This is a genomic window from Luteimonas colneyensis (assembly GCF_014836665.1).
In the GTDB taxonomy this organism is placed as follows: domain Bacteria; phylum Pseudomonadota; class Gammaproteobacteria; order Xanthomonadales; family Xanthomonadaceae; genus Luteimonas; species Luteimonas colneyensis.
In genome coordinates this window covers 392,382-407,330 of record NZ_JACSQJ010000002.1, presented here as the reverse complement: position 1 = coordinate 407,330, position 14,949 = coordinate 392,382, and the positions used below count along the sequence as shown (strand labels likewise).

Annotated in this window: 14 protein-coding genes; 7 read left to right on the top strand and 7 right to left on the bottom strand. The window is 71.4% G+C overall.

The features are described from left to right. Positions 1–1,692: an olefin beta-lactone synthetase gene (gene oleC, locus H9645_RS06005; RefSeq protein WP_191728809.1), complete on the bottom strand. Its 1,692-nt coding sequence runs from the start codon at positions 1,690–1,692 to the stop codon at positions 1–3. 113 nt (positions 1,693–1,805) lie between these two features. On the opposite strand from oleC, the gene H9645_RS06000 reads away from it, so the two are divergent. After that, positions 1,806–2,468 carry a TenA family protein gene (locus H9645_RS06000; protein ID WP_191728808.1) on the top strand — a complete coding sequence of 221 codons (663 nt, stop codon included), beginning with the start codon at positions 1,806–1,808 and terminating at the stop codon, positions 2,466–2,468. A gap of 224 nt (positions 2,469–2,692) precedes the next feature. After that, positions 2,693–3,145 (top strand): YkgJ family cysteine cluster protein, encoded by a 453-nt coding sequence (locus H9645_RS05995; protein ID WP_191728807.1) that lies wholly within the window; start codon positions 2,693–2,695, stop codon positions 3,143–3,145. A gap of 152 nt (positions 3,146–3,297) precedes the next feature. Here the strand turns inward: H9645_RS05995 and H9645_RS05990 are convergent, their stop codons facing one another. After that, positions 3,298–4,215 (bottom strand): alpha/beta fold hydrolase, encoded by a 918-nt coding sequence (locus H9645_RS05990; protein WP_191728806.1) that lies wholly within the window; start codon positions 4,213–4,215, stop codon positions 3,298–3,300. 134 nt (positions 4,216–4,349) lie between these two features. Between H9645_RS05990 and H9645_RS05985 the strand changes: the two genes are divergently transcribed. Together H9645_RS05985 and H9645_RS05980 are read left to right on the top strand one after the other, a co-directional pair. Then, a complete protein-coding gene (locus H9645_RS05985; RefSeq protein WP_191728805.1) occupies positions 4,350–5,090 on the top strand; it encodes a UPF0149 family protein in 741 nt (246 codons plus the stop codon). A gap of 33 nt (positions 5,091–5,123) precedes the next feature. Continuing rightward, a complete protein-coding gene (locus tag H9645_RS05980; protein ID WP_191728804.1) occupies positions 5,124–6,152 on the top strand; it encodes an alpha/beta fold hydrolase in 1,029 nt (342 codons plus the stop codon). Between the two features lie 24 nt (positions 6,153–6,176). On the opposite strand, the gene H9645_RS05975 is transcribed toward H9645_RS05980, so the two are convergent. From H9645_RS05975 to H9645_RS05960, 4 genes are all read right to left on the bottom strand, one after another. After that, positions 6,177–6,968 carry a TSUP family transporter gene (locus H9645_RS05975; protein ID WP_191728803.1) on the bottom strand — a complete coding sequence of 264 codons (792 nt, stop codon included), beginning with the start codon at positions 6,966–6,968 and terminating at the stop codon, positions 6,177–6,179. A gap of 66 nt (positions 6,969–7,034) precedes the next feature. Next, positions 7,035–8,051 (bottom strand): 3-oxoacyl-ACP synthase III, encoded by a 1,017-nt coding sequence (locus tag H9645_RS05970; protein WP_191728802.1) that lies wholly within the window; start codon positions 8,049–8,051, stop codon positions 7,035–7,037. 276 nt (positions 8,052–8,327) lie between these two features. Then, a complete protein-coding gene (locus H9645_RS05965; protein ID WP_191728801.1) occupies positions 8,328–8,636 on the bottom strand; it encodes a DUF4156 domain-containing protein in 309 nt (102 codons plus the stop codon). A gap of 187 nt (positions 8,637–8,823) precedes the next feature. After that, positions 8,824–11,685 carry a M16 family metallopeptidase gene (locus H9645_RS05960; RefSeq protein WP_191728800.1) on the bottom strand — a complete coding sequence of 954 codons (2,862 nt, stop codon included), beginning with the start codon at positions 11,683–11,685 and terminating at the stop codon, positions 8,824–8,826. Positions 11,686–11,799: 114 nt separating this feature from the next. Here H9645_RS05960 and H9645_RS05955 point away from each other — a divergent pair, with 114 nt between their 5' ends. The 3 genes from H9645_RS05955 to H9645_RS05945 all read left to right on the top strand — a co-directional run bounded on the left by H9645_RS05955 (position 11,800) and on the right by H9645_RS05945 (position 13,810). Continuing rightward, positions 11,800–12,516 (top strand): SDR family oxidoreductase, encoded by a 717-nt coding sequence (locus H9645_RS05955; RefSeq protein ID WP_191728799.1) that lies wholly within the window; start codon positions 11,800–11,802, stop codon positions 12,514–12,516. A 49-nt stretch (positions 12,517–12,565) separates the two neighbouring features. Further along, positions 12,566–13,030, top strand: a complete 465-nt coding sequence (locus H9645_RS05950; RefSeq protein WP_191728798.1) for a tRNA (cytidine(34)-2'-O)-methyltransferase — start codon at positions 12,566–12,568, stop codon at positions 13,028–13,030. Between the two features lie 213 nt (positions 13,031–13,243). Further along, the gene (locus H9645_RS05945) at positions 13,244–13,810 is read left to right on the top strand and encodes a porin (RefSeq protein WP_191728797.1); all 567 of its coding nucleotides are present in this window, start codon (positions 13,244–13,246) and stop codon (positions 13,808–13,810) included. A 107-nt stretch (positions 13,811–13,917) separates the two neighbouring features. On the opposite strand, the gene H9645_RS05940 is transcribed toward H9645_RS05945, so the two are convergent. Further along, a complete protein-coding gene (locus tag H9645_RS05940; RefSeq protein WP_191728978.1) occupies positions 13,918–14,949 on the bottom strand; it encodes an NAD(P)H-dependent glycerol-3-phosphate dehydrogenase in 1,032 nt (343 codons plus the stop codon).

The following is a 14,949-nucleotide window of genomic DNA, read 5'->3' as shown; positions in this document are numbered from 1 at the left end:
TCAGTCCGGCGCGGTCGCCGGTTCGAAAGCCCTGCCGGCGCGGAGTTCGCGCGCGGCCCAGACGGCCAGCTTCTCGCGGCCGATCTTCGCATTGTGGCGGATGTCGACCGGGAACGCGGGGTGGAAGGCGAAGGTGTCGACGTGCGCGGTGTGCACGAAGCCTTCGCCGAGGTGGCGCAGCTCGTCGGCGATGCGCGCGCGCTCGGCCTTCGCGATGCCGGCGTTCAACTCCACGCACAGCAACGGCCGCTGGGCGCCACGCTCGCCGATGCCGACCAGCGCCGTGCGGCGGACTTCGGGATGGGTATCGAACACCGGCTCGACCTGTTCGGTGCACAGCGTGCGCGCCGCGGTGACCACGCGCTGCGACTTGCGCCCGCAGAACCAGAGGCGGCCTTCGGCGTCGACATAGCCGAGGTCGCCCATGCGGTGGACGATGCGGCGGGCGCCTTCGCCACCGGCCGCCGCCGGCTGCGTTTCCGCGATCTTCGCCAGCCGCGTCTGCGCCTCGCGCCTGAAATAGGTGTCGGTGGCGCTGGGCCCGGCCACGGTGATCTCGCCGACCTGGCCGGGCTTCACCAGCAGCGCATCGGACCACTCGGGAATCGCCTCGTCGGTGATGCGGATGATGCGGACCTCGTTCGGCGGCACCGGGCGGCCGACGCAGGTACCGGCGCCGGTCGCGGTGCGCTCGCGCAGGGTCACCAGCTCGCGGCCCTCGATCACCGCCACCGGCAGGCACTCGGTGGCGCCGTAGGGCGTCCAGAACCCGGCGTCGGCAGGCAGCAGCGTGCGCATCTTCGCCACCACGTCGGCGGGCACCGGCGCGCCGGCCGAGGTCACGCGGGCGACGGTCGACAGCGGCTGGCCATGGTCGGCCAGGACCCGCATCAGCGCCGGCGAGCCGAACAGCTGGGTCACGCCGAAGCGCTCGATGGCGGCGTGCAGCTTGCGCGGATCGGCCTTCGCCGGCCGCGTGGGATCCATGTCGGGGATGATCGAGGTCATGCCCAGCGCCGGATCGAACAGCGCGAACGGCGGGAAGGTCGGCAGGTCGACGCCGCCGTCGGCGGTGATGCCGAGCGCCTCGCGCAGCATGTCGACCTGGGCGACGAAGTGGCGGTGGCGGTAGACCACGCCCTTGGGCACGCCGGTGGAGCCGCTGGTGAACAGGATTCCTGCGACGTCGTCGGGCGCGGTGGCGGTGAGCTGCGGGCCTGCACCCTGCCCCTCGCGCTCGATTTCGGCCAGGGTGGCATCGGCGAACAGCGCCCGCCGCCCGGTGCCCACGCGCAGCGTCGCCGACTTGGCCCAGCCCAGCAGCACGCGCGCGAACATCGCCAGTGGCACGCCGATGAAGGCCTCCGGCTCGGCCTCGTCCAGGCACTGCTTCAGCGCGCGCCTGTCGATGCCCGGGTCCACCAGCACCGGCACAGCACCGGCCTTGAACAGCGCGAACATCAGCAGGAAGAACTCCGGCGTCGGCCGCACCATCACCACCGTGCGGCTGCCGCGGCCGATGCCGCGCTTCGCCAGGCCCGCGGCGATGGCGTCGCTGCGGCGGTCGAGCTCGCCGTAGCTGATCGCCACGTCGTAGCGGCCATCGCGGCCGGGGCAGCGCATGGCGATCCGGTCGGGCGCCACGGCGGCCATGCGCGGCAGCGCCGCGGCGATGTTGCAGGCTTCGGTCATCGGGCGATTATCGCCGCTCCCGCCCGCGGCTTCATGGCGGGACCGTGGCTCCGCCTTCCGCGATGTCCGACAATCGCCGGCCCCGCGGCCGGGCCGCGCACCGGAGACCGCGCATGTCGCTGTTCGAACGCCTCAAGGCCAGCGCCGCCGATGACTGGAACGCCTACGTCGACCACGCCTTCGTACGCGGCCTGGGCGACGGCAGCCTGCCCGGGGCCGCCTTCCGCAACTACCTGGTGCAGGACTACCTGTTCCTGATCCAGTTCGCGCGCGCGCATGCGCTGGCCGCATACAAGAGCCGCACGCTGGCCGACATGCAGGCGGCCCGCGGCGGCCTGGGTGCGATCCTCGACGAGATGGGCCTGCACCTGCGCGTCTGCGAGCGCTGGGGCCTCTCCGCCGGCGAGGTGGAGGCCACCGAAGAGCAGCAGGCGACCGTGGCCTACACCCGCTTCGTGCTCGACATCGGCATGTCCGGCGACCTGCTCGACCTGCAGGTGGCACTGATCCCCTGCACCCTGGGCTATGCCGAGATCGGCCGCCGGCTTGCGCCCGACGGCGTCGACGCCATTCCGGCCGGGCATCCCTACCGTGACTGGATCGCCGAATACTCCGGCGAGGCCTTCCAGCAGGCGGGCGTGGCCGCACACGCGTGGCTGGACGATCTCGGCCGCCGCTACGCCAGCGACAATCGCTATCCCGAGCTGGTGGCGATCTTCCGCAAGGCCTCGCGGCTGGAAGCCGACTTCTGGGAGCAGGGCTTGGAGGCCGCGTAGTTCCTCGTCAAAAACACGCCTGCGGACGCGGACGGCGCCGGACATCGGGGACTTCCTCAATGATGCGGATGGGCCGAAGCAGCATGAGCCAGCAGTGGTTGGGGCCTCGCCGACCCGGTCGGATCCGCCCGGATGCACCGAACCACCGTCCGGCGCCGATTCCCCTTGCGCGCCACCGCGGCTTGCCGAAAAATTCCGCGCCCGCCACTCCGCGACCCGCCCGCGTGCCCCATCCCTGCCTGAGCTGCGGCGCCTGCTGCGCCCATTACCGCGTCAGCTTCCACTGGTCCGAGGCCGAGCCCGCCCTGGGCGGCCTGGTGCCGTCGGAGCTGACCGTCCCGCTGCGCAGCCACGAGCGCGCCATGCGCGGCACCGAAGGCGGCGGCGATCCGCGCTGCGTGGCCCTGGACGCCGACATCGGGCGGTTTTCACGCTGCAGCATCCATCCGGTGCGTCCGCAGGCCTGCCGCGACGTGGCGGCCTCCTGGGAATACGGCGAGCCCAGCCGCCAGTGCGACCAGGCCCGCATCGCCCACGGCCTGCCGCCGCTGACCCCGGCCGACTGGATCTGGCGCGAAGCCGCGGCCAACGACCGCGACGGCAATCCCGACGGCAGCGACAACCCCAACGACCGCGGCACCCCGCCGCCCGCGCTGCCGCCGCCGATCGCCGCCTGACTGCGAACCCTGATCGGCGCCATGATCACCGCCCTGACCACCGTCTACTGCCGTCTGACTGCCGCCCGACCGCCGCCACCCTCCTGTAGGAGCAGCTATAGCTGCGACCGGAGGCGCCGGGTCGCAGCTATAGCTGCTCCTACAGGGAAGTGTCAGGGGCCGGGGGACGGGATGGGATTGCGATCCAGGAAATCGCGGATCGCCGGCACCAGCACCTCGTGCCGGTCTTCCAGCACGTAGTGCCCGGCGTCGTCGAAGGCCATGACCTCCGCGCCCGGCAGTTCGGCCTGGAAGCGCTCGAGGAAATGGTGGTCGAACACGAAGTCCTTCAGCCCCCAGCCGAGGAAGACCGGCAGACCCGCATATTCATGCAGCCGGCGACCGGACTCCTCCAGCAGCGGCCAGGCCCGGTCCTTCGGCGACAGCGGGATGTCCTGCATGAAGCGGACGGTCGAGATGCGGTTCTTCCAGCTGTCGTAGGGCGCCACGTAGGCGCGGCGCACATCGGCCGGCATCTTCCGCTCCACGCCCAGCCAGGACGCACCGGAGGAGAACGCGTTGAAGCCGCGGATCACCATCTCACCGACGTTGTAGTCGCGGCCCAGCGCGATCTGCCACGGCATGGCCTTGGCGTCCGGCATCGGGAAGGCCGCGGTGTTGAGCACCACCAGCCGCTTCACCTGCGCCTGGTGCGACAGCGCCCAGCCGAAGCCGATCATCCCGCCCCAGTCGTGTACTGCCAGCGTCACCGGGCCGTCGATGCCGAGGTGCTCCAGCAGCGCGCCGAGATCATCGACCCGCGACTGCAGGGTGTAGTCGTAGCGCGGGATGGCGTCGGGCGCGTCGTCGGGCTTGTCGGACAGGCCCATGCCGACGTGGTCGGGGACGATGCAGCGGTAGCGATCGGACAGGCCCGCCACCAGCGTGCGCCAGTAGTAGCTCCACGAAGGATTGCCGTGGACCATGACCACGACCTCGCCGTCGCGCGGGCCCTCGTCGAGATAGGACATCCCGATGCCGGGGCGAACCTGGAAGCGATGCGGAGTCGAGGGATAACCCGGGAGATGCATGGTGGCGCCATGGCGGACAACAGCCGCCATTGTAGGACGCCCTCGCCGATCGCAATGGCGGTCCACCGGGCCGGACGTCCCGCCATCGCCGCGGCGCGACTACCATGCATGCTCCCCGCCTTCCGCAGAGCGCCATGTCCAGCCCGACCTCCGCCCCTCCCTACCTCGACGAAGCGCGCATCGAACGCCTCGCGGATCTCCTCGACCGGCGCGCCGTGCCCTTCAAGGGCTTCAACCTCGAGGCGCTGGACGGCTTCCTGACCGCGCTGGCGGTCTCGCCTTCGTCGGTGCCGCCGGAGGAATGGCAGCCCGTGGTCTGGGGCGGCAAGGCGCCGACCTGGGACGATGAGGCCGAGGCCGCCGAGGTCCAGCAGCTGCTGATGGGCCACCTGAACATGTGCACCGCACGCGTGCGCTACGACGACGGCGACCTGCCCGACCACCTCGCCCCGCTGATGTGGCTGCCCGAGGATCCCGAACTCACCGGCGAAGAGGCCCTGCGCGAGGACGAGCTCGACGTCGGCGCCGACTGGGCCCAGGGCTTCTTCACCGCGGTGATGCTGCGCGAGGCCGAGTGGGACCGCTGGCTGGACGACCACGACTGGATCGAGGACATCTTCGACGGCCTGGACCGGCTGGCCAGCGGCGAGGCCATCAACCCCGAAGACCCCACTGCCGAACCGATGCCCGTCGACTACCGCGAGCGCCTGGGCATCGTCATCGACATCCCCGGGATGATGGCCGACCTCAACCACCACCGGGTGGACGCGCTGACGCCGCGCACGCCGATCCGCCGTGATGCGGGGCCGGAGCGCAATGCAGCCTGTCCCTGCGGCAGCGGGAAAAAGTACAAGAAGTGCTGCGGGACGCACTGAGCGCACCCGCGCACCAACTGACAGGAGCAGATCATGGGCAAGTGGACCGGATCGACCGGCGCGGCGACCCTGATCGCCAGTCTCCTCGCCATGGCCGGCACGGCGGTCGCGGCATCCGAAGCCGGCGACACCACCTACGGCCCCCGCCTCGAAGGCTTCGACTATCCCCACCCCGTCCGCACCCACGCCTTCGAATCGCAGCGCCGGCAGCTCGAAATGGCCTACCTGGACGTACCGCCGACCGGTGAGGCCAACGGCCGCGCCGCCCTGCTCCTGCACGGCAAGAACTTCTGCGCCGCCACCTGGGAGCAGACCATCACCGCGCTCGCGGACGCCGGATACCGCGTGATCGCCCCCGACCAGATCGGCTTCTGCAAGTCCAGCAAGCCCGAGGGTTACCAGTACGCGCTCGCGGGCCTCGCGCACAACACCCGCGGCCTGCTCGCATCGCTGGGCATCGAGCGCAGCGTGGTGGTCGGCCACTCCATGGGCGGCATGCTGGCGACGCGCTACGCGCTGATGTATCCCGACGCCGTCGAGCACCTCGCGCTCATCGGCCCCATCGGGCTGGAGGACTGGAAGGCGGAGGGCGTGCCCTACCAGCCGGTGGAACAGGTCTACGCCGCCGAGCTGCGCACCACCTACGACAGCATCCGCGACTACCAGACCGCGGTGTACTACGCCGGCGAGTGGCGCCCGGAGTTCGAGCGCTGGGCGCGGATGCAGGCCGGCATGTACGCGGGCCCGGGCCGCGAGGTGGTGGCGTGGCACCAGGCGCTGACGTTCGACATGCTGATGTGGCAACCGGTGGTGTACGAGCTGCCGCGGCTGGACGTTCCCACCACGCTGTTCATCGGCGTGCATGACAGGACTGCGCTGGGCAGGGGTGCGGCGGCGCCGGAGGTGCAGGCGAGGCTTGGGGATTACCGCGCGCTGGGGCGCAAGGCCGCAGAGGCGATCCCGGGCGCGGTGCTGGTGGAATACGAGGACTTGGGGCATTCGCCGCATATCCAGGCGCCGGAGCGGTTTCATCGGGATCTGGTGCGGCGGATTTCGCGCTGAGAAAGGCAGGCGCTGATCGACCGTTCAGCCCGGCACACCCCTCACCCACTCCACCAGCGGATTCCCAGGCTCCGCCAGCAGCTTCGCCGTCAGCGCCAGCGACATCACCACGAGCAGCGGCCGGATCAGCCGCGCGCCGGCCTTGCCCAGTGCGAGATGCGCGCCCAGCTGCCCACCGGCGATGCTCGCGACCGCCATCACCAGACCCACCGTCCACAGCACCTGGCCGCCGATCACCAGCGTCGCCAGGGCGGCGAGGTTGCTCGACAGGTTCAGCAGCTTGGTATGCGCCGTGGCCGACACCAGACCGAAGCCGAACAGCGCCACCAGCACGGTCGCCATGAACGAACCCGTGCCGGGCCCGAAGAAGCCGTCGTAGAAGCCCAGCGCGAACATGATCGTGACCAGGGCGGCCTGGCCCAGCCGCGCGTGGCGCTCGGCCTCGCTGGCCCTGGGACCGAGCAGGAAATAGGCCGCCATCGCCACCAGCAGTACCGGCACCAGGCCGGCGAGGAAGGACGGATCCACCAGCTGGATCGCGATCGCGCCGCCCACCGAGCCGGCGAACGCGCCCACCGCCGGCCACAGGAAGCGCTGGAAGTCGATCCGCCCCTGCCGCGCGAAGGCCAGCACGGCGCTGGTGGTGCCGAAGCTGGACTGCAGCTTGTTGGTCGCGATGGCCTGCACCGGCGGGATGCCGGCGGCCATCAGCGCCGGGATGGTGATCAGGCCGCCGCCGCCGGCCAGCGCGTCGATGGTGCCGGCGACGAAGGCCGCCAGCGCCAGCAACGCGAGTACCTCGAACCCGAATTCCATGCAGCCTCCGGAAACGACGCGGGGCCGGACAAGCCGGCCCCGGTCAGGCGTCGAAGCGGTCCGGCCTTACCAGACCACCTCGGCCATCGAGCAGTTCAGCCCCGAGCCGATGCCCAGCAGGGCGATGCGGTTGCCCTTCTTCAGGCGGCCCTCCTCGCGCAGCTTGCTCAGCACGATCGGCACCGAGGCCGGGCCGATGTTGCCGTGCTCGCCGAAGATGGTCATGACCTTCTTCGGGTCGATGCCCATGGCCTTGGTGATGGCGGCGGTGTGCACCTTGCTGACCTGGTGGATCACGAATTCGTCGAGCTCGGTGGCCACCCAGCCCAGCTTCTGCTTGGCGACCTCGAAGGTCTTGGTGGCGAGCTTGATGCCCTCGATCAGCAACAGGCGGGTGTCGGTGACCATGCCGTCGAGGTTGCCGCGGCAGAGCTTGTTCCACTCGGTGGCCGCGCGGGTCACGCCGCCGCGGTAGCGCGGCGCGCCGGGGGCCAGCTCGGCGCGGGCCAGCACCATGGCGGCGGCGCCGGAGCCGAGCGTCAGCGTGGCCAGCTCGTTGCGGAAGGCCTCGTCGGTGACGTCGGCGCGGGTCATGCGCTCGATGGTCTTCTCGTAGGCCAGGTCGGCGGTCTCCCCGTCCACCACCAGGGCGTAGTCGATCTCGCCGCGCTCGATCATGCGGCTGGCGATGTCCATGCCGTTGATGAAGGCCAGGCAGGCGTTCGCGACGTCGAAGTTCTGGCAGGTGTCGGGCAGGCCCAGGTTGCCGCTGACGATCGAGGCCGTGGACGGCTCGAGGTAGTCGCGGCTGACCGAGGTGTTGACCAGCAGGCCGACCTTGTCCGGGTCGATGCCCGCGTCGGCCAGGGCTTTCACGCCGGCCAGCGTGGCGGCGTCGGACGCCTGGACGTCACCGTCCCAGAGGCGGCGGGCGTGGATTCCGGCGATGTCCTTGAGAACGTCGGCCTTGATGCCCAGCCGGTCGAGCGTCGGCTTCAGGCGGGCGTTGATCTCGTCGGAGGACAGCCGGCGCGGAGCGTCGATGTGGGCGAGACCGGCGATGGCTACGTGCTGGAACAACATGGGCTTGCCGCCAGATTGCAGGAACAAAGATTTCCTAGGGTACCGGCTTCCGCCCCCCGGCGCACTTTCCGGCCCGCAGATCCGTTCACGTTGCTGCTCCGCGGCCGTCCACATGGCTGCTCCCGGCGGCCTCTCACATTCATGTAGGAGCAGCTACAGCTGCTACCGGACCACCCGGAGAGCCAGGACATCCGCTCATACGGGACAGAGGTCGCAGCTGTAGCTGCTCCTACAGTGGGGTGCGCGGTTCCGGTTGGCTCCGGAAGGCGGGAACGGTCAGCCTCCGCAGCGCCAGGCCGCCCAGCGCTGGGCACCGCGGACCGGATCCGACAGCGGGTGGATGGTGTCGGCCTGCAGGCCCGGCGCCTCGTTGCGGGCCAGGGTCTCCAGTTCCTCGCGCACCCGCAGCGGGTTGCGGTCGATGAAGGCGACGCTGTGCTTCACCGCGACCTCCACCTCGCCGCGCTTCTCGCAGCCGGCCGGCGGCGACGCCGCGACCCGCACCGAGGACGCGCCGGGCGCCATGTGCACCCAGGTGCAGGCGGACAGCGTGGCGAGCAGGGGAATCAGCAGCAGTGGACGCATGGATCGGCTCCGTGGCGAAGGCCCCGATTGTGCCCAGGAATCACTCCGCCCACTGCAGGAGCAGCTACTGCTGCGACCCGGTGTGCGAGCCCGGTTCAGGGTTTGCGGGGTGAGTGGGTCGCAGCTGTAGCTGCTCCTACAGGGAGACGGCGGGGCGGTGGGTGGGCGGGCGAGGCGGCGGCGCGGCTCAGCGCGCGACGGGCTTGCCGTCGGCGTCGAGCACGGTGACCTCGCCCAGCTCCAGCGCGCGCACCGGGGCTTCGATCTGCGAGAGGTCGCCGACCACGACCCAGGTCAGGGCGTCGGGATCGAGGGCCTTTGCCGCCTCGGCCACCTGCGCCGGGGTCATCGCCTCGATCTCGGCCTTGCGGCGCGCCACGTAGTCGTCCGGCCGCCCGTACATCACGTTGCCGGCGATGGTGGACGCCACCGAGGCCGCGGTCTCGTAGGCGCCGGGCAGGCTCAGGGTGTTGATCGCGCGGATCCGGTCGACCTCGGCGGCCGTCGGCGGCGCCTCGCCGTCGGCGAAGCCCGCGATCTCACGCTGCATCTCGGCCATGGCGTCGGCCGTGCGGTCGATCTGCACCGGCGCCGAGGCCAGCCACGGGCGCTGGCCCAGGGCGCCCGACGCACCGCTGCGCGCGCCGTAGGACCAGTGCTTGTCCTCGCGCAGGTTCATGTTCAGCCGCGCGGTGAAGTCGCCGCCGATCACGCCGTTGGCGATGTCGAGGCGCACCGCGCCGGCATCCGTGCTCGGCGGGACCAGCAGGCCGGCGTAGATGTTGGCCTGCACCGCGCCGGGCTGGTCGATCAGGAACACGCGCGCCTGCGCCGGGCGCGCGACCTCCGGGATCTTCGTCGCGGCCGGCGCCGCGCCGGTGCCGCGCCAGTCGCCGAGGTGCTTTTCCAGCACCGGCACGAGTTCGGCCAGGGTGGTGTCGCCGACCACGACCAGGGTCGCACCCTCGGGGCGGACGCTGGCCCGGTGGAAGGCGACCAGGTCGTCGCGGCCGAGCGCCGCGATCGTGGCCTCGGTGCCGCTGCCGGTGAACGGCATCGCATAGGGATGGCCCTCGCCGTAGAGCAGCGGCGGCAGCACGCGCAGCGCCGCGGTCTGCGGCCGCGCCTTCTCCTGGGCGATGTTGGCGATCCAGGTCGCGCGCACGCGCTCGATCTCGGAGGCCGCGAAGTCCGGCCGGCGCAGCATGTCGGCGAACAGGGCCACGGAGGCGTCGAGCCGGTCGCTCAGCGCCGACAGCCAGGCGGTGCCGGCGTCCAGGGACGCGCCCGCGCCCAGCTGCGCGCCCAGCGCTTCGGCGCGCTCGGCGAACTCCAGGGGGCCGACGCCGGCCGCGCCTTCGTCGAGCATGCCCATCGCGAAGCTGGCGGTGCCCATGCGGCTCTCGCCGTCCGCGCTGTAGCCCGCGCCCGGGAACTGGTAGTTGAGCTGCACCACCGGCACGCCGCTGCGCCGCGCCAGCACCACCGTGCTGCCGTTGGACAGGGCGGCGCGTTCGACGGCCGGGAACTTGAGCTCGGGAAAGGCCTCGGGCATCGGCACGCCCTGGCTGCGGTCGACCGCGGCGGCCAGCGTGGAGTAGCGGGCGTCGACCTCCGGCAGGTTCCAGGGCCGCGGGACGCCCGCGGGCTCTTCGGCCAGCGGCGTGCGCTCGCCGGGCATCACCACCAGGGTGTGCTCGCCCTTGCCCAGCCACTCGCGCCCGGTGGCCTGCAGTTCGGCCGCGGTCGCGGTGTCGATGATGCGCAGCGACTCGCGGAAGCAGCCCGGATCGTCGGCATACACCGCGCATTCGGCCAGCGCGTCGGCCTTGCCGCCGAAGCCGCCGATGCGCTCGATGCCGCGGATGAAGCCGGCGCGGAACACGGCGCGCGCGCGCTCCAGCTCTTCGGCGGTCGGGCCTTCGGCCAGCAGGCGCGCGATCTCCTCGTCGATCGCGGCCTCGACGGCCGCCGGGTCCACGCCCTGCTTCACGTTGGCGATGACCATGAAGTTCGAGCCCAGCTGCTTGCCGTAGGCGCCGGCGCTGATGCTGTCGACCAGCTGGTCGCGGTGCAGCAGGCGCGCGTCCAGCCGCGAGGAGCGGCTGCCGCCCAGCACCTGGGCCAGCAGCTGCAGGCGGTCGAGGTCCGGGTTGCCGACCTCGGCCACGTTCCAGACGCGGTAGATGCGCGGCTGCGGGACCTTGTCCTCCATCACCTCGCGCGTCGATTGCGCGCGGCGCGCCACGTCCACCTCCGGCTGGGCCATGTCCGGGCCGGCGGGGATGTGGCCGAAGTACTTCGCCACCTTCTCCTTCGCGGTCGCCAGGTCGATGTCGCCGGCCAGCACCAGCACCGCGTTGTTCGGGCCGTACCAGGCGCGGAACCAGGCGTGCACGTCCTCGAGCGCGGCGGCATCGAGGTCGTTCATCGAGCCGATGACGGTGTGGTGGTAGGGATGGCCGGCCGGGTACAGGGCCTTCATGAGCCGGGTCCAGGCCTGGCCATAGGGCTGGTTCTCGCCCTGGCGCTTCTCGTTCTGGACCACGCCGCGCTGCTCGTCCAGCGCCGCCTGGGTGACCGCGCCCAGCAGGTGGCCCATGCGGTCGGACTCCATCCACAGCGCGGTGTCGAGCGCGGTGGTCGGCACGTTCTGGAAGTAGTTGGTGCGGTCGGTGTTGGTGGTGCCGTTCTGGTCGGTCACGCCGACCTGCTTGAAGGGCGCGAAGTACTCGCCATCGTGGTTCTCGGAGGCCTGGAACATCAGGTGCTCGAACAGGTGCGCGAAGCCGCTGCGCCCGGACGGCTCGTCCTTGCTGCCGACGTGGTACCAGAGGTTCACCGCCACGATCGGCGCCTTGCGGTCGGTATGCACCACCACGCGCAGGCCGTTGGGCAGGGTGAACTGCTCGTACGCGATGTCCACGCCGGTGTCCGCCGGCACCGGCGGGGCCGCGGCCCAGGCCAGGGGCGCGGCCATGCCGAGGGCGGCGGCGAGCGCGATGGCGAGGACGGTGGCGCGGCGCGGCTGGGGCTTGGAGGTCGGCATGGGGCTTCCTGCTGGATCGAAACGGCCATGGTAGGCGCGCCGCGGCCGCGCCCGAGCGGGTCATTGGTCCCGGTCCGCACGGCGCCGCCACCGCGACTGGTGCATCCTCCGGGGATGGACACCCCCCGCATCCGCACCTCGGTGGTCACCGGCGCCAACCGCGGCCTGGGACTGGAACTGGCCCGGCGCCTGCTCGAGCGCGGCGACCACGTCATCGCCGCATGCCGCGCACCGGGCCGCGCCACCGCGCTCAACGGCCTGGCCGGCGAGCATCCCGGACGCCTGCACGTCCTGCCGCTGGACGTGGCCGACGCCCGCTCCCGCGCGGCCTTCGCCGCCGAACTGCCGCTGGTGCTGGGCGAGGCCGGCGGCATCGACCTGCTGGTGAACAACGCCGGCGTGCTGCATTCGGGCGAGCGCTTCGGGCGCCTGGGCGAGGCCAACCTCGAACACAGCTTCCGCGTCAACGCGGCGGGGCCGCTGCTGCTCGCCCAGGCGCTGGCGCCGCTGCTGGCGGACGGCGCTACGGTCGCCAACCTGTCCTCGCAGCTCGGTTCGATCGCGGGGTGCAGCCGCTTCGGCACGCCCAGCTACAACATCAGCAAGGCCGCGCAGAACATGGCGACCGCCCTGCTGGCGCATGCGCTGGCCGACCGCGGCATCCGGGTGATCGCCCTGCATCCGGGCTGGGTACAGACCGAAATGGGCGGCGAGCAGGCCACCGAGAGCGTCGGCGAATCCGCCGCCGGCCTGCTGGACGTCATCGACGGCCTCGGCGAAGGCGACAGCGGGCGCTTCCTCGACTGGCGCGGGACCGCACTGCCCTGGTGAGCGGGGCCGCCCGGGTATCCTGCCCGCCCGCCGCAGCCGCCAGCGCACGATGATCGACATCATCCTCCACCAGCCCGAGATCCCGCCCAACACCGGCAACGTGATCCGGCTGTGCGCCAACACCGGCGCGCGCCTGCACCTGGTGCGGCCGCTGGGCTTCGACATGGAGGACCGGCAGCTGCGGCGCGCAGGCCTGGACTACCACGAGTACGCACGCGTCGCCGTGCACGACGACCTGGACGCGGCGTTGGCGGCGATCGCGCCAACACGGCTGTTCGCCCTCACCACGCGCGGGGCCGTCCGCTACGACGCTCCCCGCTACCGGACGGGCGATGCCTTCCTGTTCGGCTGCGAGACGTCCGGGCTGTCCGACGCGGCGCTGGCGCGCGTCCCGGGCGAACACAGGCTGGTCCTGCCCATGCGCCCCGGCAACCGCAGCCTCAACCTGTCCAACGCCGTCGCGGTGGTGGCCTACGAGGCCTGGCGCCAGCTGGAATTCACCGGCGCCGGCTGATGCGCCAGGCCAACGTTCCGGCGCTGGCACACAGCTTCGCGAAAAGTTCCTGCACCAGACGGTTCAATATTCAGGTGGCGTTGTCTTCACGCTGGGAGAATGCGTCCACCGGCCACGGGCGGTATCCGATTTCCCCGATCGGTTCTCTCCCCTCCCCTGCCCCCGTGGCCGGTCCTCTTCCTAAAGCAAGAACTAAACAGAGGATCCCCCCTGATGAAGCGTTCCCTGATCGCCATGGCACTGGCGGCATCGATGCCGCTCGCCGCGAATGCCGCCGAAGGCGTCACCTACAACTACCTCCAGGCCGGCTACCAGGCCAGCAGCGGCGATGTCGACGCCGACGGCTACGACGTCAACGGCTCGGTCGCCTTCCACCCCAATTTCCACGTCTTCGGCGGCTTCGGCAGCCAGGAGATCGACAACACCAGCCTCGACATCGACGATTACCGCATCGGCGTCGGCTACAACCTCGAGATCGCGCCGCGCACCGACCTGCTGGCGCGCGTCGCCTACCAGAAGCTCGACGCCGGCCGCGTGCTCGGCCAGGAGCTCGACTTCGACGGCTGGAGCACCGAGGTCGGCGTACGCGGCCTGCTGGCGCGCAATTTCGACGGCTATGCGCTGGTCGGCTACGAGGACTACGACGGCGGCATCGACGGCGACTTCTACGGCCGCCTGGGCGCCAACGTGGCCTTCAACGCCAACTGGGGCCTCAACGGCGACGTCAAGTTCAACGGCGACGTGACCGAGTGGTTCATCGGCCCGCGCTTCACCTGGTAAAACGGGTAGTCCCCGGGTCGCGGGGCGACCTCTCTCCCCGCTCCGCGACATGACCCCGGCCGCAAGGCCGGGGTTTTCTTTTGCCCGCGCCAGGCGCGGGAGTGCCGTCAGCCGATCAGCTTGCCGGCGTACTCGGCCTTCTGCTCGCGCGCGAGCAGGCGGGCCAGGCCCTCGGCCGGGGTGATGTCGCCATGCAGCACGTCGCGGACGTTGCTGGAGATCGGCAGCTCGACGCCGTGGGCGTCGGCCTGGCGCATGACCTCGTCGGCGGTCTGCACCGACTCCACCACCTGGCCGATCCCGCGCACGGCGTCGTCCAGGCTCTGGCCGCGGCCGAGTGCCAGGCCCAGGCGGCGGTTGCGCGAGAGGTCGCCGGTGCAGGTCAGCACCAGGTCGCCCAGGCCGGCGAGGCCCATGAGGGTCTCGGGCTGGCCGCCGATGGCGATGTTCAGTCGCAGCATTTCGTTGAGGCCGCGGGTGATCAGGCCGGCGCGGGCATTGAGGCCCAGGCCCATGCCATCGGCCACGCCCGTGGCCACCGCCAGCACGTTCTTCATCGCCCCGCCGAGCTCGGCGCCGCGCATGTCGCTGCCGGTATAGGCGCGGAAGGCCGGCCCGTGCAGCACGTCGGCGACGGACTGCGCGAACTCCTCGTCATCGCCGTGGACGGTGACGGCGGTCGGCATGCCCGCCGCGACTTCCTTCGCGAACGAAGGACCAGTGACCACCGCCAGCGGCACCCCGGCCCCCAGCACCTCGCCCGCGACTTCGTGCAGGAAGCGGCCGGAGCCGGGCTCGAAGCCCTTGGTCGCCCAGGCCACGCCGGCGTGAGCAGGGCGCAGCGGCGCCAGCGTGCGCAGCGTGTCGGTGAACGCATGCGACGGCACCACGACCAGCACCAGGTCGGCGCCGGCCAGGGCCTCGGCCATGTCCGTGGTCGCGCGCAGCGCCGGCGGCAGGTCGATGCCCGGCAGGTAGCGTGGATTACCACTGCCGGCATTGATGGCATCCGCCACCGCCCGGTCGCGACCCCAGAGCAGGGTCGGGTGTTCGTGGCGCGCGATCAGCGCCGCGAGCGCGGTTCCCCAGGAGCCCGCACCGAGCACCGCGACCGCCGGCTTGCTGCCCGACGGTGCGAT